Here is a 26,382-nt window from a genome sequence, read left to right on the forward strand (position 1 = left end):
ACATTGGTCCCTCTTGTTATAAGCTGAAAAGGAGAGAGCAAAATGGACAAATTCAATTACACTATGCTGTGCGATTTTTATGAGCTGACAATGGGAAACGGCTACTTTGTAAGCGGTATGCAGGAAAAGATATCTTATTTTGATCTGTTTTTCAGACAGATACCTGACGGTGGCGGATTTGCCATTGCCTGCGGTCTTGAGCAGGTTATAAACTATATCGAAAATCTGCATTTTGACGAAGAGGACATAGAGTTCCTGCGCTCAAAGGGCATTTTTGACGAGGGCTTTCTTGAATATCTTAAGGATTTCCGCTTCACAGGAGATATATTTGCTGTTCCGGAGGGTACTGTTGTGTTCCCAAACGAGCCTATCATAACGGTGAGAGCACCTGCGGTGCAGGCGCAGCTTGTGGAAACTTATCTTCTGCTTTGCATAAATCATCAGACACTTATTGCAACAAAGGCTAACCGTATTGTAAGGGCGGCTCAGGGCAGGGCGGTATCTGAGTTTGGTTCAAGACGTGCTCATGGTGCAGACGCTGCCATACTCGGTGCAAGAGCCGCAGGCATAGGCGGTTGCTCAGGCACAGCCTGCACTATCACTGACCAGCTTTTCGGCTTTAATGCAACAGGCACAATGGCACATTCATGGGTGCAGATGTTTGACAGCGAGCTTGAAGCTTTCAAGACTTACTGTAAGTGCTATCCTAATGGCACTGTTCTGCTTGTGGACACTTATAATGTGCTGAAAAGCGGTGTGCCTAACGCAATAAAGGCTTTTGACGAGGTGCTGAAGCCTATGGGCTGCCGACCTGTGGGAATAAGGATAGACTCGGGAGATATAACTTATCTTTCCAAGAAAGCAAGAAAAATGCTTGACGAGGCAGGCTATCCTGATTGCAAAATATGTGCCTCAAACGCCCTTGACGAGTATCTTATAAGAGATATGATATATCAGGGCGCAAAGGTGGATATGTTCGGAGTGGGCGAAAGACTTATCACCGCAAAGAGCGAGCCTGTTTTCGGAGGAGTTTACAAGCTTGCGGCTGTGGAGGACGATGATGGCAATATTCAGCCTAAGATAAAGATTTCTGAAAACGTGGCGAAGATAACCACTCCGCACTTCAAAAAGCTTTACAGAATTTATGATAAGAATAACCACAAGGCTGTGGCTGACCTGCTGTGTGTTCATGACGAGGTGATAGATGAAAGCAGACCTCTTACGCTTTTTGACCCACAGTTTACATGGAAGAAAAAGGTCGTCAAAAACTTTGAGGCAAAGCCTATTCAACAGCAGATATTCAAGGACGGCAAGTGCGTATACAAGAAGCCTGCATATGAGGATATCGTAAAGTATGCGGCATCTGAGATAGACACTCTTTGGGACGAGATTACAAGATTTGAAAATCCGCACACTTATTATGTTGACCTTTCTCAGAAGCTTTGGGAAGTGAAGAATTTTCTTCTTGCGGAGAACAACAGACAAACGGCAGATTAAAATTTACATTATTGACTTGAAAAAAGCTATAGGCTGTGTTACAATAAGCATGGTTAGCAAATTCTAACCTATTAAGCATTGGAGGGTCAGAAATGGAAAAGATAACAGTAAAAATAGACGGAATGATGTGCGGAATGTGTGAATCGCATATGAATGACACTTTCAGGCAGAATTTCAAGGTGAAAAAGGTAAGCTCTTCCCATGCAAAGGGCGAAACTGTGGCTATAGTTGATGAGGATATCCCTGATGAAAAGCTTAAAGAAGCAGTTGAGAAAACAGGTTACACTTTTATTTCCGCTGAAAGAGAGCCTTATGAGAAAAAAGGATTTTTTGCAAGATTCAAGTAAATAGCTATGCACAAAGTCGTGGCAGATGAAAAGGTCTGTCACGGCTTTTTTGTTTGCTTGACAAAACATATTTTCTGTGATATAATAAATATCAGTTAGTATACATTAACCGATATTCTATACTTTTGATACTGCACGAGAAGGGTGCGGCTAAGTTTGCAAAAAGCTTTTTGTGAAAAGGCATTTTGTTTTGATAGGCTTAGCTTCGTGGCGTGCAGTAATTTTATAGATGCAAGTTAGCTATAGCTAACAAAGAAAGGGGCATACAAATGGGAAACATTCACACATCTGGGGAGGACTATCTGGAGACGATACTCGTTTTATGGAACAAGCAAAACGGCGAGGTGAGGAGCATTGATGTTGCAAGGGAACTGAATGTTACAAAACCCAGTGTATCAAACGCTATGAAGATACTTCGTGAGGGAAAGTTCATCACAATGGACGAAAACGGTTTTATCACTCTAACTGATGCCGGCAGATATGTTGCGGAAAAGATCTACGAAAAGCACCTTGTATTGACAGAGTGGCTTGTAAGTCTTGGTGTTGACAGAAAAACATCTGAACATGACGCCTGCAAGATAGAACACGTTTTGTCTGACGAGAGCTTTGCGGCATTGAAGAAGCATATCAGTGAAGAACAATGAGCATGACTATTTTTAAAGGCATTCTGATACCGTTTTTGGGTACATCTCTTGGTGCGGCGTGTGTGCTTTTCATGAAGAAAAATCTGCATTATCTTGTCCAGCGAGCCTTGACAGGCTTTGCGGCAGGAGTAATGGTGGCGGCAGGCGTGTGGAGCTTGCTAATACCCTCTATGGAGCAATCAGCGAGAATGGGTAGACTGAGGTTTGTTCCTGCGGCGGTGGGATTTATGCTTGGAGTGTTTTTTCTGCTTTTTCTTGACAGGGTGATACCGCATCTTCACATGAATGCCACCGAACCGGAGGGTGCAAAAAGCAGTTTTCAGCGCACAACGATGCTTGTGCTTGCGGTGACGCTTCACAATATCCCCGAAGGAATGGCTGTTGGCGTTGTATATGCAGGCTGGGCGGCTGACCATAATGCTATAAGCGCCGCTGGTGCGTTGGCATTATCCCTCGGTATCGCAATACAGAACTTTCCAGAGGGTGCGATAATATCCATGCCACTGCGTTCGGAGGGTATGGGAAAGGGAAAAGCGTTTGTTTACGGCGTTTTATCGGGAGTTGTCGAGCCTGTTGGGGCTGTGCTGACGATACTTTTGGCACAGTTTATAATCCCTGTTTTGCCGTATCTTCTAAGCTTTGCGGCAGGTGCTATGATTTATGTCGTGGTGGAGGAGCTTATACCTGAAATGTCGGAAAAGCCACACTCCAATATTGGAACTATAGTTTTTGCGCTAGGTTTTGTGCTTATGATGATACTTGATGTGGCACTTGGATAGGTGTTTTTTTATGTTTACATAGGGATCATCTTTATGTATGGTAAGTGTATTGAATATCTTTTTTGTATAGCCGGGCATATCATTTTGAAGTGATATGCCCGGCTTTGTTTTGTGTGTAAATTGCATTTGTTAATTTGTTTATCTTAAACGTTTGATGTTAATATGAAGTGTAAACGTTTTTTAACTATTGTTTTCTTTGGCAATGAAAGACAAAAATAATATAAAATGATGATTACTTATAGCACAATTCACTAAGTTTATACTTCTTTATTTGTCAAAAACATTGATTTTTAAAAACTTGCTTGCTTAATCGTTTTAAGAGATTGACATTAAATTAAGTTTGTGATAAAGTAAAAATGCAATAATTCGACAAGCTAAATTAATCAAAAATTAGCTAAAGTAATGAAAAAGGAGTATGGTTATGACAGGAGTAATGAGAAGATTTTCTGCGGCTCTGGCGGCTGCAGCAATGGCTGTTAGCATTGTGCCTTTCGCAGATATCAGCGCATATGCGGAGTATGCGGCGACACACCCAGAGGGATTTGTTTATGCTGACGGCTCAAAGTTTATGTGTGACGGAAGCCCTTACTATTACGGCGGCACGAACTGCTATTATCTCACCTATAAGTCAAAGAGTGAGGTAAAGAATGTTTTCGATGACGCTTCAAAAATGGGGCTTAAAGTAATAAGAATTTGGGGAAATCTTGACGTTGGTAAGAAAACAGGCGAGATCGACTCGCAGTCTGGTCATGAGACTTTTGAGGGCAACAATGACGGAACGGGCGAAAAGGACGGAGTTTACTTCCAGTATTGGGACGATAAGGCTGGCAAGCCTGTTGTGAACGAGGGTGAGGACGGCCTGAGACATCTTGATTATATTATCAAGCAGGCTGAAGAACATGATATGAAGCTTGTTATCACTTTCACGAACTATTGGGAAGCGTTCGGCGGAATGGGTCAGTATGTAAAGTGGTATCAGATGTCACAGGGCAAGAGCGTTGGTAATAGCAAAGTGGACGAAAAGGACACCTGCGATTTTTACACTAATGAAACTATCAAGGGTTGGTATAAGGATTATATCAAGACTTTGTTAAATCACACCAACTACTACACAGGCGAGAAGCTTATGGATTCTGAAGCTGTTTTTTCTTGGGAGCTTTCAAACGAGCCGAGATGTACTGTTGACGAGTTCTGCAAGGACGATATTCTTTATAACTGGGCAAAGGAAATGTCAGCATATGTAAAGTCTATCGACCCTTATCACATGGTATCTGTTGGCGACGAGGGCTTTTATAATCTTGGCTATCAGGAAGCTGCAAGGCAAGATCTTCCGTCTTCCGCATATTCAGGCTACTACGGTGTTGACTTTGACAAGCTTATGACTATCGATACTGTAGACTTTGGCACACCGCATATGTACGTTGATCAGTGGGGCTTTGACCTTGGCGATGATGACCTCGAGTGGATAAAGCGCCATGCCCAGACCACATCTTCCGCTGACAAGCCTATTATCTTTGAGGAATTCGGTCTTACAGACAAAACAAAGCGTGACGCCGCTTATTCCGATTGGCTGGATATTGTAACAGGGGACTACTATGAGGGTGTCGAATATCAGGGCTTCAACTACTGGATGATAGCTTCCTATCTTGATGACGGCACTCTTTATCAGGACTACGACGGCTACACCGTTTACGGCCCTGAGGGTATCGAAAAGACGGACAGCACAAGAACTCTTATGATGAACGCTGCTGCAAAAATGGAAAAGAAGAACATTATAAACACCACTGACAAGTCTACATACAGTTTTGACAGAAGCAAGTCAGATAACGTTGTGGTGAATGTTTCTATGAAAGAGGGCAGCATAAGCGGTGTTGAGGTCGGCGGAAAGAAACTCTCGTCAGACGATTACACCATAAGGGGCAACGCTGTTACTATCAAGGCTTCTTATCTTAAAAGGCAGGAGCTTGCAAAGTATTCGTGCAGGATACTCACAACAGGCGGCAATCAGCCTAAGTTCAATCTGACGGTGAGCGACAGCTCTATCCCTAAGCCTATTATCTCACCTGAGATAATCTCTGTTGACGTAAACCCTAAGAAGTGCAGTGATGTTGATATCACCATGGATCGCAAGACAAGCGAGTTCAGAGGCATTGTTGCTGATGGAAAAGCACTCGCAGAGGGTACAGATTACACAACTTCGGGCGACACTGTGACCATTAAAAGTGCATATCTCAAGACGCTTTCAGCAGGCATTGTGACGCTTAAGTTCGATTTCTATGAGGGCGAGGATAGGGAGCTTACAATAAATGTTTTCGACACCACAGGCTTTGATGAGCTTGACACATTTGAGAGCTATTCAAATGATAAGGCACTTTGGTCGTCTTATTCAAGAAACACAGGCGGCAATGAAGTTTCACTTTCTCTTGCTGCAAAGAACGGTTCAAAGGCGCTTGCTTTCGGATATGATATCGGATCACCAAACGGCTACTGCGGAGTAAACCACCCTATTGCAGTAAGAAATGCTTCATCATTTGCAGGCGTTGAGCTTTGGGTAGAGGGGGACGGCACGGGCAACAGCCTTACTGTTCAGCTTAGAGATGCAAACGACAATTATTTTGAAGCGCAGATAGCACTTGATTTCGCAGGCGGAAAAACTATCAAGATATCATTCGCTGACTTTAAAGCACCAAGCTGGCAGTCGGGCGGAAATCTTGATACATCAAAGCTTAACCAGTTCTCGTTCTATATGGGCGGAGATTCTGCTCAAAAGACAGGTACAGTTTACATAGACAATGTTGTTTTCTACGAGGACGGACAGATCGAGAAGCCACACCTTTCCACAAAGTCAGGCATATTTGACGCTGATGCTCCAAGCGGTGTGAGAACAGACCTTGTGCTTTATGGAAAGAGCGTAGAGTCTATCATAGTAAACGGCAAGAAGCTTACAGGCGGCTTAGATTATTCTACAAGCGGAAGTCAGATAATGCTCAACGAAAGCTGGCTCAAGACGCTTGCAAATGGTAATTACACACTTACATACACATTCTCAGACGGAAACACAGATGCATTTGCACTCACTGTCAAGAATGTTAAGTCATCACACACCCACAGCTACACCGCAAAGGTAACAAAGGAAGCTACTTGCACAACAGAGGGCGAGAGAATTTATATTTGTACTTGCGGAGACAGGTACACTGAAATTATCCCTGCAAAGGGTCACAGCTGGGTAAAGGGCGAGACAGTTGCTCCTACAGAGAACGAAAAGGGCTACACTATCCACACCTGCGCTTCCTGCGGCGAGACAAAGAAGGACGATTACACCGATCCTATCGGTCACAGGCACAGCTATACCCTCACATCAACAAAGGCTGCAACTTGCGAAGCTGACGGCGAAAAGGTATACACTTGCTCATGCGGTGAAAAGTACACTGAAACTATCCCTGCGACAGGTCACAGCGAAAGCACATGGATAATCGACAAGGCGGCTACTGCGACAGAAAATGGCTCAAAGCACACTGAGTGTACAACTTGCGGCAAGGTGATAAAGACAGAGGTTATCCCTGCAACTGGAGAGGTAAGTGACAAAATAGAAACTGTTATCTTCACAGGCTCGGCAAAGACATCAGGCTGGGGTCAGGCTATCACACTTTCCACAACTAAGGAGGGCGGCAGCTTTGACAGCTCAGTTATCGAAAAAGACGGATATTTTGAAGTTCAGTTCAAGGGCGGCACAGACAAGGCGGAGGTCATTCTCCAGAGTTGGTCAGGCGGTGCAGACTGGGCGAGAGTTTCACCAGCTGAGGTAACAGAAAAGGATGGTATTGTATACGCAAAGTATAGCTACGACGATGTTGCGGCGGCGTTCGGAACAACAGATTTCTCTAAAGTAGACCGCTTCCATGTTGGTGCGGCTAACGGAGATATCGAAGTTCTTAGTGTTAAGTATATTGTCGGAAAGTCAACAGAGCCGGTTGATCCGGTAGATCCTGTTGACCCTGATAAGCCGGAGCAGGATCCATATGTATCTATTTTCTGGGGTGCAAAATCATGTGGCTCATGGGGTCAGGCAGTTTCAGTTTTGACTTCAAAAAATTATGGCAGTTTTGATGTTTCGTCTCTTTCTGCAAACGGCTATTTCTATGTTGAGTATTCGGGCGCAGAGAACGAGCTTGAGCTTATTCTCCAGAGCTGGTCAGGAGGAGCAGGCTGGGCAAGAGTTCAGCCTAGCGAAACAGGCAGAGCGAATGATCATTACTATGCTAAGTTCACATATGCAGACTGTGTAAAGGAGCTTGGTGCAGGTTTTGATAAGCTGGATCAGCTTCATGCTGCGGCCAAAAACGGTGATATCACAGTTTATTCTATTTGCTACTGTACACCTGCTAGGTAATTTAAGAAAAAAGCGTTACATTTATTAAGATGCAAAAAAGAGCGAATGACGTTACGATCATTCGCTCTTTATATTTTGTTTACTTGTTTTTCTTTTTGCGCTTTTTATCCTCTAAAGGAGTCATGCTCTTTGCACAGATCGCCATTGTTGAAGCGTTGTGCAGAAGCGCTGAGGCTGACGGCTGTAAAAGCCCGAAAGCTCCTGACAGCAGAAGCACTGAATTGAACAGCAGTATAAATCTGTAGTTACTGTTTATTCGGTGCATTAGCTTCTCGCTAAGCTGTCTTATAGACGCAAGCTGTGTAAGGTCTGCACCACGAACTGTTATATCGGCAGTTTCCTTTGCGATATCGGAAGCATCGCTCATTGCAACAGAAACGTTCGCCGCCGCAAGGGCTGGAGCGTCGTTTATTCCGTCGCCTACCATTATTACTCTGTGTCCTTGCTCTTTGAGCTGTTGAACATATCTGTGCTTGTCCTCAGGAAGAACCTGCGCCCTGAAATCTGATATGCCAAGCTTCCGTGCAGTTATCTCGGCAGCCTTTGCGCTGTCGCCTGTGAGCATAATGATATTTGTTATGCCTGCTTCTTTGAGCTGTTTAACAGCTTCCTCAGCTTCAGGTCTGGGCGGGTCGCTTATGCAGAGCGCACCTGTGAGCTTGTCGCCTACAGCAAGATAAACTACCGAGCATGCTCCCGACTTTTCGTCGATCTCAGCCTGCTGTTCGTCTGTTATCTCTATGCCCTCGTCCTCGCAGACAAAATGCCTGCTTCCTATGATAGCACGTTTGCCGTGAAGCGTTGTTGAAATTCCGTGGGCAACTATATACTGCACCTCAGCGTGTTCCTCGGCATGGTCGATATCTCTATCGGCCGCACCCTTTACTATAGCTCTCGCTACGCTGTGAGGGAAGTGCTCTTCAAGGCAAGCCGCAATTTTCAGCGTTTCCGCCTCGGAGTAATCCCCGAGGGCTATTACCTTTTCAAGCACAGGCTCAGCGTTTGTAAGAGTGCCGGTCTTGTCAAAAACGATAGAATCGGCAAGTGCGTATTCTTCAAGATATTTTCCGCCCTTTACCGTAACGTCATCATCAGCGGCTTCTTTAATAGCGGATATAACGGCTATAGGTGTTGAAAGCTTGATAGCGCAGGAATAGTCCACCATAAGAACGGAAACTGCTTTTGTGACATTTCTAGTAAACAGCAGTGTAAGACCAAAGGCAAGGAAGCTGTACGGCACGATAGAGTCCGCAAGACGCTCCGCTTTGCTCTGCACCCCTGCTTTAAGGTTTTCTGAATTGTCGATAAGCTCGATTATCTTGCTTATCTTTGTGTCGGAAGAAAGCTTGCGAACTTTTATCACAACTGAGCCTTCCTCGACAACTGTTCCCGCAAATACGCTTGCTCCTGCGCTCTTCATGACCGCAAGAGGCTCGCCTGTCATGGAAGCTTCATTTATGTAAGCTTCGCCCTCGGTTATCTGACCGTCAACAGGAATAACGCTTCCTGTGCGAACTCTTATGCAATCGTCCACCTGAAGCTGTGACATTGGTATAAGAGTATCAGCGTCCTTGCCTGCCAGCCATACCTGATCTGCCTTTATCGCCAAGCTGTCAGTAAGAGCGGCTCTTGTTCTCGCTCTTGTGTAATCCTCCAGCAAGCCTGATACAGAAAGCAGGAACATGACAGTGCCAGCCGTATTGTAATTTTTCTGGATAAGACAAGCGCTTATTGACGCTCCGTCAAGCACTTCAACTGTAAGCTTGCCGTCAAACAGTGCGCTTACGCCCTTTGCTATGTATTTAAGTCCGCTGTACACGATAAGTGCTGCGCCTATAGGTGCAGGCAGAATAGCTTTTCTTATATATCTTTGCATCACAAGCTTTGCAAGGTCAGATTTGAATGTTCTGTCTATCTCCTCGGTGTCATACTGATTGTCGCTGACAGGTGCTAGGTCGCTTCCTCTGAGCTTTCTTACAAGTTCGACAGCTTCGGCTCTGTGACCCTCTTTATAGCGTATAAGTATTCCGCCGTTCTCATAGTGAGCCTCGCAGGCGATCGCCCACGGGTTTGACATAACAAGCTTATGTATCGACCGTTCAAGTTCTTTTGTGAAAGCGTTGCTACCACAGCGGAAACGTATGCGGCGGGGCTTGTCATAAACGATCTGAGCTTTCATTATTCAGTTACTTCTTCCTCGTCATCTATTCCTGCCTCGACCTTAGCGTCATAGCAGATGTCAGATGCTTCGTCCTTCATGCTTCTCAGTGCTGACTGAGCGTCGCTCTTGAGCTTCATTCCCTTTGCCAGACCTGTAACGGCAAGCTCTCTTGTTTTCTTAGCCTTTACGACTTTCTTGCCAAGAATGACTGCGGCTGCTCCGCCTACTGCACACCAGAATTTCTCGTCTTTAAAACATTTTAACATAATATTACCTCCTGTTTTGTTTTTAGATATTAGTAAGAACTAATTATTTCGGCATATACAGAAACTCTGCCAAAATACGAGCATATAACAAGTCCTTTGACAGGATCTTTACCGTGATTTCAGTATAACTCTATATTGTTTATTAGTCAAGTCAAACCGACAAATTTAAAAATTATTTAAAACTATGTATAATCTTTTGCCGTAAGTTAAATTATCATCGTTTTTCTAACTTTTCATTTTGGGGTGAAGCTTTAGGATAATGTTAAAATGTTTATGATATCTTATCAGTAAACCGCAAGAATGGACATTACCATGAATAAATGAACATTACAACGAATAGATAATAATTGACAAAAACCATAAATTCGGGCTTTTATTTATATGTAAGTTATGCACACAACCAAAAATATTATAACTTTTTGTTAAATCGGTTGAAGCCATAACAGAGTTATGTTAAAATATTATCATAACAATACGGGGAGGTCTGCGTTGTGGGTTATATTATCCATTATGATATATGCGCCCTTGTGATATATGCTATCACAGGAGTTGTATTCTATTTCAAAAAGCGTATTCCGTGCAGCAAGAATAAGGTCTTTGGCATTCTCGTGGGCGACTCGGCTTTGTCAACTGTTTTGGATATTTTAAGCGTGTTGTCTACCGGCGAATGGGGTATAGGGCTTAAAACCTTCTTCCATACGGCTTATTATTTTACACATAATCTTATTCCGTTTCTATTTGTGATCTATATACTTTTCCTGACGGACGGCTTTAAAGAGATGTCGGCTCTTTTCAAAAGCTTTTTATATACACCGATGATCGTTGATCTTTTGCTTGTGATCACGACGCCTGCAACACATTTTATCATCTATGTGGATAGTCAAGGTGGTTATCATCGTGGCACTCTTCAGCCATTTACATACATTGTGGCGATCTATTATCTTATATTTGGCATCGTTTACGCAATGGGTAATAGAAGTATGCTCTCAAGACAAGTGGTCACTTCTATAACAGCCTTTATCTCAATGACGGTAGTGGCGGTAATTGTTCAGATGATCAATAAACACCTTCTTGTGGAGTGCTTTGCGGCATCTGTATGTATGCTTCTAATAATGTTCACTTTGCAAAGTCAGGACGATATGATAGACCAAGGAACAAAAATGCTCAACTGGAGCAGCTTTGTCAATAGGTGTTCCATAAAATATGCCTCAGCTTCTGATTTTACATTATTGCTCATAAGGATACCGGATTTCAAAATGTTTATGAAAACCTTTGGCGGACGTTTTTCCAACTCTCTGTTAAGAAGCTTTTCCGACTATCTTTATAACTTTGTTAATCTGGGCGATGGATTTTATTTGGAGGACGAATGCTTTGCTCTTATGTTCCCGAAGGATTCTGAAAAGGTGGGGGAAACGTATCGTGCGATAAGGAAAAAGCTGTCTGAAAACTGGAATATAGGTACTGTGGATACTTTGATAACAGCCTGCTTTATGCGTATCGACTGCCCTGAGGACGTTGACAATGCAGATATGCTGGTGGACTTTATCGAGCAGTTCAAGCATCGTGAACCTGAAACTGAAAGACTTCTTCATGCAACTGACATAAACTTTTATGACAGCAAACGTCGAAGCGAGGTAGAGAATGCTATAGACAAGGCTCTGGATAATCGTGGTTTTGAGGTATACTATCAGCCGATATATTCAAGTTCAAGAAATAAGATAGTTTCCTGTGAAGCCCTTGTTAGGCTTAAGGATGAAAAGCTTGGATTTATCTCTCCGCAGGAATTTATTCCTATAGCTGAGGAAAACGGCAAGATACTTAAAATAGGCAAATATGTTTTCGAGGAAGCCTGCCGCTTTATAAAGAAAGGCATGGGAACTTCACTTGGTATCGAATATGTGCAGGTAAACCTGTCGGTAGTCCAGTGTATGCAGTCGGACCTTGTAGAGCAGCTTCTCAGCGTTATGGACAGATACAAGGTAGACCCGTCATCTATTTGTCTTGAAGTAACGGAAACTGCGGCGGTGTATACTCCGCACATTATGGAGAAAAACATCAAGACCCTTTCCGACTATGGTGTGAAGTTTGCACTTGACGATTATGGTACGGGATATTCAAATATGACATATCTTCTCAGCCTGCCTTTCAGATTTATCAAGCTTGAAAAGGAAATAGTCTGGGAATGTTTCAAGAGCGAAAAGGCGCATATCGCCATTGAGAGTACAGTGGCGATGATAAAGAAGCTCAATATGCAGATAGTCGCCGAGGGTATCGAGGACAAGCACCAACTCGACACGCTTCTTGGCATGGGCTGTGATTTCATTCAGGGATACTACTTCTCAAAGCCTGTTCCTGAAAAAGATTTTATTGAGGTGCTTAAAAAGAACAATACTCAGGCTGTGACGGTTTAAGCAGTCTGATGAAAAAAGCCCTGACTTCGGTCGGGGCTTTTTATATGTCTTGACAAACCCTATTAAATAGGGTATAATATATATGGGTGATGGTGTTGACGAGAGAATTTATAATGCTCCCTGAGTTTGAGAAACGCTGGGGGCAGATAGGTTTAACTGACAGTGACTTGAAACGATTGCAGGCGGAGTTGCTTTTTACTTCACAGGATAATCCTGTTATGCAGGGAACAGGCGGTCTTAGAAAAGTCAGATTTGCACTGGAAAACAGAGGTAAAAGCGGAAGCGTTCGTGTTGTGTATGTAGATTTTGTGGTTTATGAAACTATATACCTGATAACTGCATATACTAAAAATGAAAAAGATAATCTTAGTAAATCAGAACGAAATGCGATCAAAGCTGTGATAGAACAGCTTGAAAAGCAGATAAGATCAAATAAGGAGGCTTTAAAATGAATGTTTTTGAAAGTATCATGACGGGTTTGAATGAAGCTGTTGAATATGAAAAAGGCAAACTTCCTGCCCCAAAAACTACCTTAACGATAGAGCCTTTGCCCGATATATCAGCAGAAGAAATAAAAGCTATCAGAAAAAGATTAGGTTTTACACAAGCTATGTTTGCAGCGGTGATAGGTGTTTCTACTAAAACAGTGGAAGCTTGGGAAACAGGCACAAATCGTCCTATCGGACCTGCAAGAAGGATGATATCACTCATTCAGCTTGACCCTGAAATACTTCAGAACTGTCATATCGTAATTGAAAGCGTTGTTTGATATGATATCCGCCCTGACTTCGGTCGGGGCTTTTTTTCACATAGTTTTCACTTTGCATTAAGGTCTGTTTAAGTGAGAAACGCTATAATATAGTCATAACAAAACCGAGACGGGAGGCGTTCTTGTGAACGTAAGTAATATGGCTATTCTTATTATTGCGGCTGTGCTGCTTTCTTTGCCGCTTGTTTTATCTGCTGCATTTTGTGTTGAAGAACGCTGGGGCTTTCTTTCACGAAAACATGATAAGTGGATAGACGAACATTACAGATAATAGGCAGACAGATAAGTATGAGTTGTCCGTCATACAAATACAAGCGTATTTCACAAACATACATCGAAAAAACTATAAAAATTAGTCCATTTATACATTGACTTAATCACGCAAATTCGGTATACTATTTATTGTAACGTCAGCGTGGGAAAAGTACGCAGACAGGAATAATTCTATAGTTTATAAGGGGTTTGTGAAATGACAAAGGTTGTAAAATTCGGCGGAAGCTCTCTTGCAAGTGCTGAGCAGTTCAAAAAGGTAAAGGAGATAATCACAGCGGAAAGCTCAAGAAGATTTGTTGTGCCGTCTGCTCCTGGTAAAAGATTTTCAAACGATACAAAGGTAACTGATATGCTTTACGGCTGCTATGATCTTGCTGCAAAGGGCAAGGATTTCAGCAGCGAGTTCGACGCTATCAAGGAAAGATATTACGGCATAATTAATGATCTGGGTCTTGACCTTTCTCTTGAAAAGGAGTTTGAAACTATCAAGGCTTGCTTTATCGGCAAGGCAGGACGTGACTATGCGGCTTCCCGTGGCGAGTATCTTAACGGTATCGTTCTTGCTAACTATCTTGGATATAACTTTGTTGACGCTGCCGATGTTATCTATTTTAACGATCAGGGTCAGTTCGATTCTGCAAGAACAAACGAGGTGCTTCCTCAAAGACTTGCTACACTTGACAATGCGGTAATACCTGGTTTCTACGGCTCAATGCCAAACGATACTATCAAGACATTTTCAAGAGGCGGTTCTGACGTAACAGGCTCTATCGTTGCCGCAGCAGTAAACGCTGATCTTTATGAGAACTGGACAGACGTATCAGGATTCCTGGTATGCGACCCTAGAATTATCGACAACCCACAGCCTATCACTACCATAACATATAAGGAACTGAGAGAGCTTTCTTACATGGGTGCAGGCGTACTTCATGAGGACGCTATTTTCCCTGTAAGAAAAGCAGGTATCCCAATAAACATCAAGAACACAAACAAGCCTGAGGATATGGGTACGATGATCGTTGAGTCCACATCTCAGAAGCCTGCATTTACTATCACAGGTATAGCAGGAAAGAAGGGCTTTACTGTAGTTAATATCGAAAAGGATATGATGAACGCAGAGCTTGGTTTCGGCAGAAGAGTTCTTGAAGTTTTCGAGAAGAATGGTATCTGCTTTGAGCATATGCCATCAGGCATCGACACAATGTCTGTCGTTGTTCATCAGGCAGAGTTTGCTCCAAAGGAGCAGGAGATAATGTCAGGTCTGCACAGAAACTGTCACCCTGATACAATTGATATTGAAACAGACCTTGCGCTTATTGCAGTTGTGGGACGTGCAATGAAGTCAAACAGAGGTACAGCAGGCAGAATATTCTCAGCCCTTGCACACGCTCATGTAAACGTAAAGATGATAGATCAGGGCTCTAGCGAGCTTAACATCATCATCGGTGTGAATGAGGCTGATTTTGAATCTGCAATGAAGGCTATCTATACAATTTTTGTTGATACACAGCTTTAATACAATATAAAAAATATGGCGGACGGCTTTGGCTGTCCGCTTTTTTGGTGCAAAAAAGCGTCCCGAAAATTATCGGAACGCTCTTATTTATTTCTTCTTGTCAGAAAGCTCAGTGATTATCTGAATGAACGAATCAACGTCAGAGAAGTCCTTGTAAACGGAAGCAAAACGCACATATGCAACGTGGTCAAGCTTTTTCAGTCCCATAAGCACCATATCGCCTATCTCGCTTGTAGTGGTCTCGGTCTGCATTTTGTTTGCAAAGGTGTTCTCTATATCGTCAACAAGGTTTTTCATATCATCAACACTGACAGGACGCTTTTTGATAGCGTTCTGAATGCCTTTTATAAGCTTCTGTCTGTCAAAAGGCTCAAACGAGCCGTCACGCTTGTATACCATAAGCTGTGGCTTTTCCACCACCTCATAAGTAGTGAAACGCTTTCCGCATTTCGGACACTCACGGCGGCGACGCTTTTTTCCCTCGCTTGGACGTGAATCTATTACTCTTGTATCTTCATAGTTGCAAAAAGGACATCTCATTATAAACACTCCTTAGTTAAGAGAAAATTTTGTGCGTGATATTGCATATATTGTGCTTTTATTAATTAATTATACCATAGATTGTGGACGATTGCAAGAGGGTATATAAAAAAAGTTGCGGTAAAGGGACTCAGCAGTTTTGCGGCAGACAAACCATAGCATAATTGTAGAGGACGACGTCCCCTACATGGGTAGTGCAATATTTATGCACGGATATCGCAGACTTGAAAAAAGTTTTAGTGTACAAAAAAACAGACAGCAGAAGCCGTCTGTTTGTGTTTGATATATTACTTGTTAAGATATTCGAGATTTTTTCTGATAAGATCGCATCTCTGCTTTACGCAGTCAACAGAACGCAGTGGGTCTGACGGAGTGTTGAATGTGTAATCCATAAGCTTGTCGATCGTTGTTGCCGCAACGTGAAGTCTTGTGTCTGATGAAGCGTAGTAAATATACACGTCACCGTTTTCACGAACGATCGCGCCGTTTGTGAACGCAACGTTTGATACGTCACCCACTCTTTCACTGCCGTGTGGTGCAATGAAAAGTCCTGACGGCGAAGCGATTAGCTTAGAAGGGTCTTTAAGGTCAGTTGCGAATACATAAATTACGTATCTAAGACCTGCGGCTGTATTTCTTACGCCATGTGCAATGTGTATCCAACCTTTTGGTGTCTTGATAGGCACTGCGCCTGCACCATTCTTTACCTCTGTGATTGTGTGATACTGCCTTGGTGAGATAACAACTTCGTCTGTGCAGATAACAGGGTTTGTAATGTCTTCGCAAAGACCGAAGCATACTCCTCCGCCTGAGCCAGTTTCGATAAAATCGTCCTGTGGACGTGTGTAGAATGCGTATTTTCCGTCAACGAACTCAGGGTGAAGCACAACGTTTCTCTGCTGTGGTGACTTGGACTTGAGATTAGGAAGTCTTTCCCATGTCTTAAGATCCTTTGTCCTTACGATTCCAGCCTGAGCTGTAGCGGCAGAAAGATCGTTTGAAGTCTTGTCTTTGCTCTCTGAGCAGAATACACCGTATATCCAGCCGTCCTCATGCTGAGTAAGTCTCATATCGTATACGTTTGTTTCCTCCGGTTCAGTGTCAGGAAGCTGAACAGGGAAGTCCCAGAAACGGAAGCCGTCAACAGGGCTGTCGCTCTCTGCTACTGCAAAAAATGACTTTCTGTCATTGCCCTCAACTCTTGCAACAAGGTAATACTTGCCGTTGAGATAAATAGCGCCTGAGTTCAGAACTGCGTTTATGCCCAATCTCTCCATGAAGTATGGATTTGTCTCAGGGTTCATGTCATATTTCCAGATAATAGGTGCGTGTGCGGCTGTCAGAACAGGGTAAACGTATCTGTCATAAATTCCGTTGTAGCTGTCGGACACAATGTTTTTTCTGTTGATGAGAGCCTCGTATTCGGCTGTCACCCTTGCTTTGTTTCTTTCAAAATCTGTCATATCAAGCAATTTCCTTTCGGTAAAAAATCTTCTTAAACAAGTATACTATAATAATTCGCTAATTACAAGTACCACTGAAAACATCAAACGATTACATGAAAAAAGTTTTACGAACTGCATAAATGCTGTACATATTTTGCTGTTTTGGTTAATGTTTTCTACAAAAAGCTCTTGTATCTGTTTTATATTCATTCAAAACGGGCATATTGAATATTTGAACTTTATGCGTATATTTTAAACTATATTGATTGTAATACCGCGTTTTAACAATACATATGGATTTAATTGTGCAAAGTGTACAATTAAATTGCTGATAATTGTGCTATAATGGTGATTGACAATAGCTTTGTATGTGTTGTATAATTATAGCAAGATTTAATATATGAACTCATCAACTACATACGGACAGCTTTGATGCTAAAATATTGAATTATGGAGGAATATTTTATGAATTACAAAAAGTACATAGCGGCTGTAATGGCTTTGTCAATGGCAACAGGAGTAGCGGGTTGCGGAAGCTCATCAAACTCTTCAAGCAAGGCGGAGGACGATTTTTCTGCAACAGAGAACGTTGCGGTAGCTGACACGGAATCTATCGAGGCTATCCCTGAGGGTGCTGAAAAAGAGATACTTTATCTCGGTGAGGGCGACCTTAACCCTACTAAGGGCAGTCCTGAGAAGAGCACAGAGCTTCAGCTTTTTGAGAGCAAGGGCGGAAAGATAAGATTCCAGCAGACTTCAAATGAGGACAGATTTGATAATCTTGCTGCTGCTATCACAGCTAACAAGGATATTCCTGATATATTCAAGTATGAGTGGCTTGCGTTCCCTTCACAGGTAGTAAAGGATATGTATCAGCCTATCGACAGCATAGTTGATTTCAGCCAGCCTTTGTGGTCTGCAACAAAGGATACAGCAGATCAGTTCATGCTCAATGGAAAGCACTATGTTGCGCCTCTTGGCTATTCTGCTTCTGCTATGCTCTGCTATGATAAGGATATCATTGACGCAGAGGGCCTTGACGATCCATATGAGCTTTATGTAAACAATGAGTGGACTTGGAAGAATTGGGAGGATATCATGTCCTCATATGTTGGCAACGCACCGGCTGATACTGAGCGTTACGGTGTAAACGGCTTCTTCAGAGCGCACGTTGTTCAGCAAACAGGCAAGCGTCTTGTAAACTATGATCCTGCAACAAACGAGTTTTCAAGCAACCTTAACGACCCTGATATCGAAAAGGCTCAGAACTTCCTTTATAATATGATGAAGGACGGACTTATCCTCAACGGCTGGGTAGGCTCTGCAAGAGATTGCTTCAATCAGAACTGCTTGTTCTATGCAATGGGCGATTGGGCTTACACAGGCAACCAGACTCCAAAGGAGGGCGAGAACTGGGGCGTTGTTCCTATCCCTCAGTATGACGATAATCAGCAGAAGATAACAACGTCTGATATGACAGCTTTCATGTGGGTAAAAGGTTCAACAAGAAGCGAAGCTGTTAAGTGCTGGTTTGAGTGCGTAAGAGCTTCAAAGACAGATCCAAAGTATGAGCAGACAAACAAGGACAAGTTCATGGAGAACAACCCTAATTGGACAGACGAGATGTATGATGTGAAAATGGACGTTGTTTCTGACGATTACCTTATGCTCTTTGACTATGCTTACGGTATATCTTCCGCTCTCGGCGACAGAAAGCAGTTTGACGGAAACCAGTGCCTTGTTGACGCACTCTACAGTGATGCTTCAAATGTTGATGAAGAGGGTGTACAGTCCACATGGACGCAGGTTCGTGAGAAGTATTCTGCAACTGTAGATTCCGAGATCAAGGAACTCAACCAGAAGATCGCAAGCCTTAAATCATAATAAATAACTCCTGATAAAAATAACGCAGGCTGTAAAAAGTCTGCGTTATTTTTATGCGTATTTTAGAATAGCCCAAGTCCTAAAGCTGTGCGGACTGTGATGAAGATAAGCCCGGCAAAGGCGAGTATGGTAACAGGTGCGGTGAGATAGATGACTATCTTTTTGCCTTGTGAAACGTCAGGACAGAAGTTTATGAGCCTGAAGCTGTCACGGTGATACCTAAGCTCTTTTACGAAAAGCACAAGACCAGCTATCATAAGTCCGAATGAAAGCAGTGCGACAGCAATTATTATCATTGGTGCTGTGCCTGTGATCTGACCTTTTTCAAGGTCTGCGGCAAACTTGTCAAAGTCTATGGAACCAAGTGCGACACTCTGAATTGCTCCGATAGTGTTCATGGTGAAGTGAAGTATCAAAGACGGGAAGATAGATCCTGTTTTTGCAACCATAAAGCAGGCACACATTCCCATAACAGCCGCATAGAGTATCTGCTGATAGCTTCCGTGCCAAAGTCCGAATGTCAGCCCCACCATTATAATGCCTGTGAGCTGTCCGCATTTTTCAGCATTTCTGAAAAGCGTACCTCTAAACATAAGCTCTTCAAAAAACGGTGCAAGCACTGACATTGCCAGCACACTCGTTACGCCGCCCAGGGCAGTGCCGCTTGAAGTGAAGTCAACGCCTTTAAGGCTCGTTCCCGAAGCTTTCTGCACGTATGAGAAAATAAATGTGTTGATATAATTTGCGGCATAGATAAGCCCGAATGATATGACGATCCATTTTGCGACCCATTTTGCAGGCATTGAAGGTTTTCTGAAACAGGCTGTTATTTTAAGTCCCTCTTTTTTGCCACTCACAAGTCTGAATACAATAAGAACTATTGGCACAACTACGAGATACTGTATGCAGTAGCTCACAAGCTGAGCGATATCCTCATAGTAGGCTGACTTTCCTGCGATATGGTACACCGCCAAGTCGCCAAGTCTTATAAGTGCGATATCAAGCATATAGAAAATTATCACCATAAGTGAATTTACGTTTGAGGTCTTTCGTATAAGTTTTATTGTATCATTATTCATTTTATAATCTCCATATTTGCGTTATGTGTTTTACAAGAAAATTATATCACAGGTGGAGTTTTGTGTCAATCGAAACGTTGTTATTAGTGAGGAGTTAGGAGTGAGGAATGAGGAATTATGGTATCGCCTGCGGCGATGATTTTTTTGTTTTTGTATGAAAAAAGACCGCCCTATGATGAGCGGTCTTATATGTACTATGAAATTAGAGCTTAACTATCTCGCCGTACTGCTCTCTGCCTGCGCCTACAGCGTTTGACTCGTCTGTATCAATGTGCATAGCAAGAGCGAACTTGTCGCTTACTCTGATAACAGTGTCGCAGAGGATAGCTGTTCTTTCTGCAGACTCTATCTTTACTGCAACGATATCCTTATCCTTTACGCCGAATGTTTCAGCGTCAGCAGGTGTCATATGGATATGTCTTTTAGCAACGATAACGCCCTCAGAACACTCTACTTCGCCACATGGGCCAACAAGCTTGCAAGCGCCTGAGCCTGCTGTGTCGCCTGACTCTCTGATAGGAGCGGCAACACCGATAGAACGTGCGTCTGTAGCTGAAAGCTCGATCTGGTCTGCTTTTCTTACAGGACCGAGGATAGATACGTTTGCAAGCTCTCTCTTAGGACCTACAACTGTAACTCTCTCCTCGCAAGCAAACTGACCAGGCTGTGAAAGATCTTTCTTCTTTGTAAGTGTTGCACCCTTTCCGAACAGCGTTTCAAGAGTTTCCTGAGTAACGTGAACGTGACGTGCAGATGTTTCAACGATAAACTTTGGCATGATGAACATTCCTTTCAATTATTGTATTTACATTTCTATTTTACTACTATTTTCGCCACAGGTCAAGGGGTAATTTAACTTTGGGTAACAAATTTTTTGTCATGTTGATCAAAAAAACAGCGGCTGCCGTTTGAGACAACCGCTGTGTGCAGTTAAGAGATCAGTTATTTCTTGTGTTTTTTCTTTATTCCCATTGCCGCACCGCCGCTTATCAACAGCATTGCAAGCCAAAGGCTCATACCACTGCCACTTCCGGTCTGTGGATTTTTCTGCTCGCTCTTAGGCTTATCAGCCGTAGAGCTGTCTGTCTTGCTCTCGTTAGTATCGCCTTTCGTCTTATCTGGCTTTGAGTTATCTTTTTTGTCATCACTTGGAGTGTCTTTCAGCTTATCTGTAATAGTGTCTGCCTTTTGTATCTCCTTTGTGCCGTCCTTGTCACCGAAATACTTGCCGCATTCTTCGCAGTACCAATACTCGATATTTCCCTCTTTATCATGTGTTGCGTCAACTTTATCTATATGTGTGAGCTTTCCATGATTGTTCGGGTCGATATCGCCGTATTCACTGCCGCAGATATCACAGGTGGCTTTCTTTGTGCAGGTCGCCTTGCCGCCGGAATGTGTACAATTGTATCCACACTCTGTACATTCGCCTGCGTTCCATTCGTGGGGTTCTCTCTCGATAGTCACCTCGCCGCAGCAATCATATTTTTTCTCATGTTCTTTGCTGTCAAAGTCCCAAACAGGTTTGCCTGTGTGATTTGTCGGGTCAAGGTCGCCGTATTCTTTATTACAGAATTTGCACTTTGCTTTTTCAGTACAAGTCGCAGTGCCGCCCACATGGTTTTCGAGCACGGTTACTTCTTTTTCACCTGTGATGACAAAACCGTCTTTGAGTTTTGCCGAAGCGTAAACCGTCATTGTTCCGCTCTCAAGATCTGACGCACTTACCTTTGCGGTGTAAAGATCGTCTTTTGCGGTAAACGCCAATTCCGTACCGTCGCCTGCAAATCTGAAGCCTGCTGTCACGTCAGTACAGCCCTCAGGCAGAGCAAATGTAAATTCATAATCACCTAAAGGACAGGTCTCGTCAGTTCCGTTTATGGATATCTTCAAAATAGTTGATTTTTTCGTTTCATATCCGCAAATTGTACATTCCTGCCAATATTCGCCGCCTTCCGTATTCCACTTGTAGGCGTGAAGTTCCTTTTGGCTGTCAGTTCCGCACTCACTGCACTGCTTCCAATGTCCGTTTTCGTCGGATATATAATCGCCGAAGCTGTGTTCGATAGGCTCGCCCTCAGTAGCCTGACAGCGTTTGCAGGTCTTTGGAGCTGTGCAGGTCGCTTCTTTCCAATCATGTCCCAATGGGTTTATAGGCTCATCTTTGTACTGTGAACATTCGGAGCAATTAAACCTCTTCACACCCTTATCGATGCAAGTCGGCTCGGAGATTATCGTTCCCTCGTCAAATATATGTCCGTCTACTGCGCAGTTTCTTATTACTGTAAGCGTTGCTTTTTCCGATACCCAAGTACCCACATAGTCCGCATTTTCAGCGTTCTTGACCGTACATCTGTACATATATCCGTTAAAGCTTATGTTCGTTGCACAGGTGGTGAATGTAGTTGACCATTCTTCCTTGCCGTCCACGACTTTTGAATCAAGAGAGAACGTTCCGTCAGCTTCGGTAACGTCTGCAAAAGTCTTTCCATCGTCCTTGCTCACCTGCCATATCACCTCAGCTCCGTAAGGATTTCCCTGAGCGATAGGAAGTGTGAACGTAGCCTTTTCTCCGCTGTTTATGGTCTTATTGCCGAGTGAGGCTGTAAACTCAGGAGAATAATATATTGTAAGCTTTGCCGCGTTTGAAACTACAGAGCCGTATTCATTTGATACAACACAGCGCACAAGCTTTCCGTTGTTTTCTTTTCGCACTTTTAATGAATGTGAATTGTCGTTGGTATATGGGATATCAACGAAAGTTTCTCCGTTATCGCTGCTTTCCTGCCACTGATATTGGAGCGGTTCACTGCCTGTTGCTTCTACATTGAAGAAATAGTAACGTTCAATTACGATAGTTATTTCTCCGGGCTTAACAGGTTTAGGCTGGCTAGGAGCGTTTGTTGCACCGCTTTGCGGGTGTTTTACTATGACCGGTGCTTTTTCGGAGAAGTTTATCGTAACAGGGCCGAAAACGGTCGGCTCAGTTTTTTGTCCGTCGCCTGTTGATACCCATGTTTTGCATCTTATCTGCCAGCCGTTCATTTGGCTTTCTATAGTAGGCTCGTAAACAGAAGAAGTTTCGCCGTCAATGGCGGTGAAAGTCTTTCCGCCGTCCTTGCTCACTTCCCATAGGTAATTCAGCCGTACTGCGCCATTTGGTGTATTGTTTGTGACCTCGAATTTTGCCTTTTTATCCAAGTGGAATTTGTCAGGAGCAGTAAATACCGGCTCGTCAATGAAGATATATGCGTCATAGGTATATGAATGATTGAGCTTGGAATCCCAGCCTAAATAATATACATCTGCCTGATAATGCGTACCATTGTCACTGTTGCCCATACGCCCCACATACATGCTTGTGCCATGGGCATTTATTTTTGTGCGCTTGTCGTTTTCAACACTGTACCATTCTACTCGGATATCACTGTCTTGCGGTGAGGACGGCTCGTTTTCCATTGTTTTCAGCGTAACGACGTCGTTCTTTTTCACAACAAAGTATTTTAATGTTATAGGATCAAAAGGTATCCTATGCTCTAAGATATTCGTTCCATAACGCAGATTAAAATAGGTGTTCTCATCTTCAAGAGTGCCGTCAGCTTTTATTTTAAAAGCATTCACGCCATAAATGGAATCCTGTGACTTGAGCCAGAGATGAAGCTTGTTTCCGTCATGGAATATTTCTGAGCGGTTATAGCCATAAAAATCGTCATATGGCGGCTGACGTGTGTTAGCACTGCCTATAAACTCATTGCCATCTGCACCCCTTGCAACATAGGTGTACTTGTGTACCGAGTTTCCTTTTGCGTCCACAGCCTTGCCGTTGTCATTGAAGTCAGCGCTTCCGCCTGATATCTGCAAGATTACGTTGTCACCAAGCGTTCCAGAGTAGTTTCCGCTATCAATGATGACCTTGCCCTCTCCTACAATGTTAAGTCCTCGCACGATCGCACTGTTTGTAAATTCTATCGTGCCGCCTTTCAGCTCGATAGGATAAGTGAAATTATATGTTTTATCAGGGGAGGTCTTTAATTTTAAAGTTGCGCCGTCATAGACAATGATCTTCGGAAGCTCAAAACCGCTTTTGATATCTATGTTCATTTTGATATCGCCTGAAAGTATGTTTACATCAAATGGAACGTTGGTGTCCAGATCGATTTCATATATATCTTTTAGATCTATTCCGCTTGCTAAATAAAATGTTTCATAATCATGCATATCCTTGAAATATGACATTTTACCACGGCCATTATCATCTTTTATATAGATGTCATCCATGTTTTCTGTATAATATTCTGTATACCCTCCGAAGCCATACTGCGCAAACTTCTTGAAGTCAGCGGGACAAGTATCGCTTTCATAGAGTTTCAGCCGTCCCGAAACTGTTATTTCGTTGCCGCCTGATTTACGGAAACCACGATTGACGCTTTCATAATCCACATACTCTGTTCCGGCACGGACACGTCCTCTTCCTAAAAATTTTATGGCGTAATGGTGAACTTGTACGCCATATTCCATGAATCCCGGCGTGGACGGATTAATGTTTCTGCCTTCTACTGTGGCGTTGTTCTTTATTACAATACCGCCTGCTTCAAGGCCTGAGGTGTATTCTGAATCATACTCTTGTGGTTTGTATATCTCTTTAAAGACGTTACCTTCGACCTTACTGCCGTCAACTGTCAAAATTCCATATACCATTATTCCTGCAATAGTTGAACCTGCATTGTTGAAATATCCGCCTGAAGTGAGATTTTTTGGTCTGTAGTGTGTGTAATTGGTGCACTCTCCCTTAACAGGTCTGTATGTAGCACGACCCTCTACGGTGGTATTAGTGCCGTTTACATAAAGCGACCCCTCGACATAAATGCCGTTCATGCCCACAGTTGGTCCGTTTGCGCAAGCCCAAACAGTGCTGTAGTCATTAACTATCATATTATACTTTACGATAATGCAAGCGCCGAAGCTTTCGCACGATACATTAGTAGCATTTTGTTCAGTACCGTCGCCGATAGTAAGATTTGAGCAGTATATTGCTGCGTCATGTGTTACTGCTGAAAACGTTCCGCTGCCAATGATAGTGATATTACTGTCAGGAGCATAAATTCCGCTGTAGCTCTCATTGTATTTGGTTGCAGCTTGGCTTGAAAACGGGCTGTCACCAAGATCAATGCTGCCGACAAGCTTTATGTTCAGATCTTGTTCGCCTTCAACGTATATAAGACCAAATCGGCTGGGTCTTTCGCTGTTGCCGTTTATACGTTTGCCTATAGTCGCCATATTGTAGCCAAGAAGCGTCAGAGTCTTGCTTTGTATATCGTATTTCCAGCCTTGTTTGCTCCATGTTTTATCAGATGTTACCTGTTCGTCGCCTATCCATATGCCATATTCTGTGACCGCAAATGCGTTCAATGGTGTAATGGACATTGCCATACATAGAGTAAGTATGATGCTCAATAACCGTTTTTTCATATTGTTTCCCCCTCTTCATCATCTTTTGAAAGTTTAAAATCGAATGTCATTTCCAGCATTGCAAACAGCTTATACATGACCTCTGTGGCGATAGCTCTAATATCAAGCAATCTGATAAATGCAAGCACTTTTGCCTGTTCTTCCTCCGGTACTTTATACACTCGCATTGCCGCCGTCAGAAAACGTCTAAGCTTGTGGTCAAGCGGGAAATGGATATCGCATTTTCTTGCCATATAGTTGCGCATTATTCCTGATGTTCCGATTTCCATTTCATAGAAATCGCTCTCGGTATAGCCCGGAAAATTCGAGCCGAATATCTGTTTCAGTTCCGCCGTAGTGTGGACATAGATATACTCAGCCGTTTCAGGCATAGTATAAGCTTCAATGTAGATCTCTCGGAGATTTTCATTCAGCTCAGTGAGGGTTATCTGTATGGCAGTTTCCACAGCATATGTGTATATCGGCGACATATTATCACCAACAATGTTCTTTGCCACTCCAAATTGTCCGCTGAACATCGTGCCCACAAGTTCCATTAGAATAGCGTCTTTTGTGGAGAATAAGTTCTGAAAGCTTCCTCTTGCAACGCCAGCTTTTTTCACTATCTGTGAGATAGTTGTCTGTTTATACCCCTGTTCCAGAAACAGTTGGACGCATACAGTGAGTATTTTTTTTTTCGTTTCGATACCGTCTTTTCTTGTAGAAATATGTATCACCTCTTTTCATTATTTATTAATAATGATTTATAAATTAGTATGTGTATTAGTTATAACATATATAACACAAATTGTCAAGTATCAGAAAGGGGTAACAGCGAAATTTTACAATTGGCAACGATTTTTTGTATTATTTTTGCCTTAATGATTTAAAGCAAAACTCTTGTATTATTATAAAAAGTATGGTATAATCAAA

The 26,382-nt window shown here is 42.9% G+C and carries 19 protein-coding genes; 11 read left to right on the forward strand and 8 right to left on the reverse strand.

Annotated elements, in window-relative coordinates:
- Positions 1-42 precede the first annotated feature (42 nt).
- From AB5Z01_RS09050 to AB5Z01_RS09070, 5 genes are all read left to right on the forward strand, one after another.
- A complete protein-coding gene (locus AB5Z01_RS09050; RefSeq protein ID WP_330023400.1) occupies positions 43-1,497 on the forward strand; it encodes a nicotinate phosphoribosyltransferase in 1,455 nt (484 codons plus the stop codon).
- 92 nt (positions 1,498-1,589) lie between these two features.
- On the forward strand, positions 1,590-1,844 hold the full coding sequence (locus AB5Z01_RS09055; protein WP_022288609.1) for a heavy-metal-associated domain-containing protein: 255 nt from the start codon (positions 1,590-1,592) through the stop codon (positions 1,842-1,844).
- 269 nt (positions 1,845-2,113) lie between these two features.
- A complete protein-coding gene (locus tag AB5Z01_RS09060) occupies positions 2,114-2,488 on the forward strand; it encodes a metal-dependent transcriptional regulator (protein ID WP_117858556.1) in 375 nt (124 codons plus the stop codon).
- Positions 2,485-3,267 (forward strand): ZIP family metal transporter, encoded by a 783-nt coding sequence (locus AB5Z01_RS09065; RefSeq protein WP_368365473.1) that lies wholly within the window; start codon positions 2,485-2,487, stop codon positions 3,265-3,267. The genes AB5Z01_RS09060 and AB5Z01_RS09065 overlap by 4 nt, the downstream gene beginning before the upstream one ends.
- 421 nt (positions 3,268-3,688) lie before the next feature.
- On the forward strand, positions 3,689-7,657 hold the full coding sequence (locus tag AB5Z01_RS09070; RefSeq protein ID WP_368365474.1) for a X2-like carbohydrate binding domain-containing protein: 3,969 nt from the start codon (positions 3,689-3,691) through the stop codon (positions 7,655-7,657).
- A 79-nt stretch (positions 7,658-7,736) separates the two neighbouring features.
- Here the strand turns inward: AB5Z01_RS09070 and AB5Z01_RS09075 are convergent, their stop codons facing one another.
- A complete protein-coding gene (locus tag AB5Z01_RS09075) occupies positions 7,737-9,836 on the reverse strand; it encodes a heavy metal translocating P-type ATPase (protein ID WP_368365475.1) in 2,100 nt (699 codons plus the stop codon).
- Positions 9,836-10,084, reverse strand: coding sequence for a hypothetical protein (locus AB5Z01_RS09080; protein WP_022288604.1), 249 nt, complete (start codon positions 10,082-10,084; stop codon positions 9,836-9,838). The genes AB5Z01_RS09075 and AB5Z01_RS09080 overlap by 1 nt, the downstream gene beginning before the upstream one ends.
- A gap of 491 nt (positions 10,085-10,575) precedes the next feature.
- Between AB5Z01_RS09080 and AB5Z01_RS09085 the strand changes: the two genes are divergently transcribed.
- The 5 genes from AB5Z01_RS09085 (at position 10,576) to AB5Z01_RS09105 (ending at position 15,053) form a co-directional block, all read left to right on the forward strand.
- The gene (locus AB5Z01_RS09085) at positions 10,576-12,495 is read left to right on the forward strand and encodes an EAL domain-containing protein (RefSeq protein ID WP_118159456.1); all 1,920 of its coding nucleotides are present in this window, start codon (positions 10,576-10,578) and stop codon (positions 12,493-12,495) included.
- A 95-nt stretch (positions 12,496-12,590) separates the two neighbouring features.
- On the forward strand, positions 12,591-12,947 hold the full coding sequence (locus tag AB5Z01_RS09090; protein ID WP_195221453.1) for a type II toxin-antitoxin system RelE/ParE family toxin: 357 nt from the start codon (positions 12,591-12,593) through the stop codon (positions 12,945-12,947).
- Positions 12,944-13,264, forward strand: a complete 321-nt coding sequence (locus AB5Z01_RS09095) for a DNA-binding transcriptional regulator (protein WP_195221452.1) — start codon at positions 12,944-12,946, stop codon at positions 13,262-13,264. The genes AB5Z01_RS09090 and AB5Z01_RS09095 overlap by 4 nt, the downstream gene beginning before the upstream one ends.
- Positions 13,265-13,388: 124 nt before the next feature.
- A complete protein-coding gene (locus tag AB5Z01_RS09100; protein ID WP_158455080.1) occupies positions 13,389-13,535 on the forward strand; it encodes a hypothetical protein in 147 nt (48 codons plus the stop codon).
- A gap of 198 nt (positions 13,536-13,733) precedes the next feature.
- Positions 13,734-15,053: an aspartate kinase gene (locus AB5Z01_RS09105; protein WP_195221451.1), complete on the forward strand. Its 1,320-nt coding sequence runs from the start codon at positions 13,734-13,736 to the stop codon at positions 15,051-15,053.
- Between the two features lie 87 nt (positions 15,054-15,140).
- Here AB5Z01_RS09105 and nrdR read toward each other — a convergent pair whose 3' ends face one another.
- Positions 15,141-15,593, reverse strand: coding sequence for a transcriptional regulator NrdR (gene nrdR / locus AB5Z01_RS09110; RefSeq protein WP_022288601.1), 453 nt, complete (start codon positions 15,591-15,593; stop codon positions 15,141-15,143).
- Between the two features lie 287 nt (positions 15,594-15,880).
- A complete protein-coding gene (locus AB5Z01_RS09115; protein ID WP_138339064.1) occupies positions 15,881-17,056 on the reverse strand; it encodes a glycosidase in 1,176 nt (391 codons plus the stop codon).
- Between the two features lie 447 nt (positions 17,057-17,503).
- Here AB5Z01_RS09115 and AB5Z01_RS09120 point away from each other — a divergent pair, with 447 nt between their 5' ends.
- Entirely contained in the window at positions 17,504-18,922 is a 1,419-nt protein-coding gene (locus AB5Z01_RS09120) for an extracellular solute-binding protein (protein ID WP_333632860.1), read from the forward strand.
- A gap of 62 nt (positions 18,923-18,984) precedes the next feature.
- On the opposite strand, the gene AB5Z01_RS09125 is transcribed toward AB5Z01_RS09120, so the two are convergent.
- From AB5Z01_RS09125 to AB5Z01_RS09140, 4 genes are all read right to left on the reverse strand, one after another.
- Entirely contained in the window at positions 18,985-20,001 is a 1,017-nt protein-coding gene (locus AB5Z01_RS09125) for a lysostaphin resistance A-like protein (protein WP_368365476.1), read from the reverse strand.
- A gap of 202 nt (positions 20,002-20,203) precedes the next feature.
- Positions 20,204-20,779, reverse strand: a complete 576-nt coding sequence (gene pduL / locus AB5Z01_RS09130) for a phosphate propanoyltransferase (RefSeq protein WP_022288597.1) — start codon at positions 20,777-20,779, stop codon at positions 20,204-20,206.
- A 164-nt stretch (positions 20,780-20,943) separates the two neighbouring features.
- Entirely contained in the window at positions 20,944-25,470 is a 4,527-nt protein-coding gene (locus AB5Z01_RS09135) for an NPXTG-anchored protein (protein ID WP_287215462.1), read from the reverse strand.
- Entirely contained in the window at positions 25,467-26,186 is a 720-nt protein-coding gene (locus tag AB5Z01_RS09140) for a TetR/AcrR family transcriptional regulator (protein WP_272125456.1), read from the reverse strand. Before AB5Z01_RS09140 ends, AB5Z01_RS09135 begins: the two co-directional genes overlap by 4 nt.
- Positions 26,187-26,382 lie beyond the last annotated feature (196 nt).

It is taken from the genome of Ruminococcus sp. RTP21359st1_H3_RTP21359_211015 (assembly GCF_040909065.1).
Lineage (GTDB): Bacteria > Bacillota > Clostridia > Oscillospirales > Ruminococcaceae > Hominimerdicola > Hominimerdicola aceti.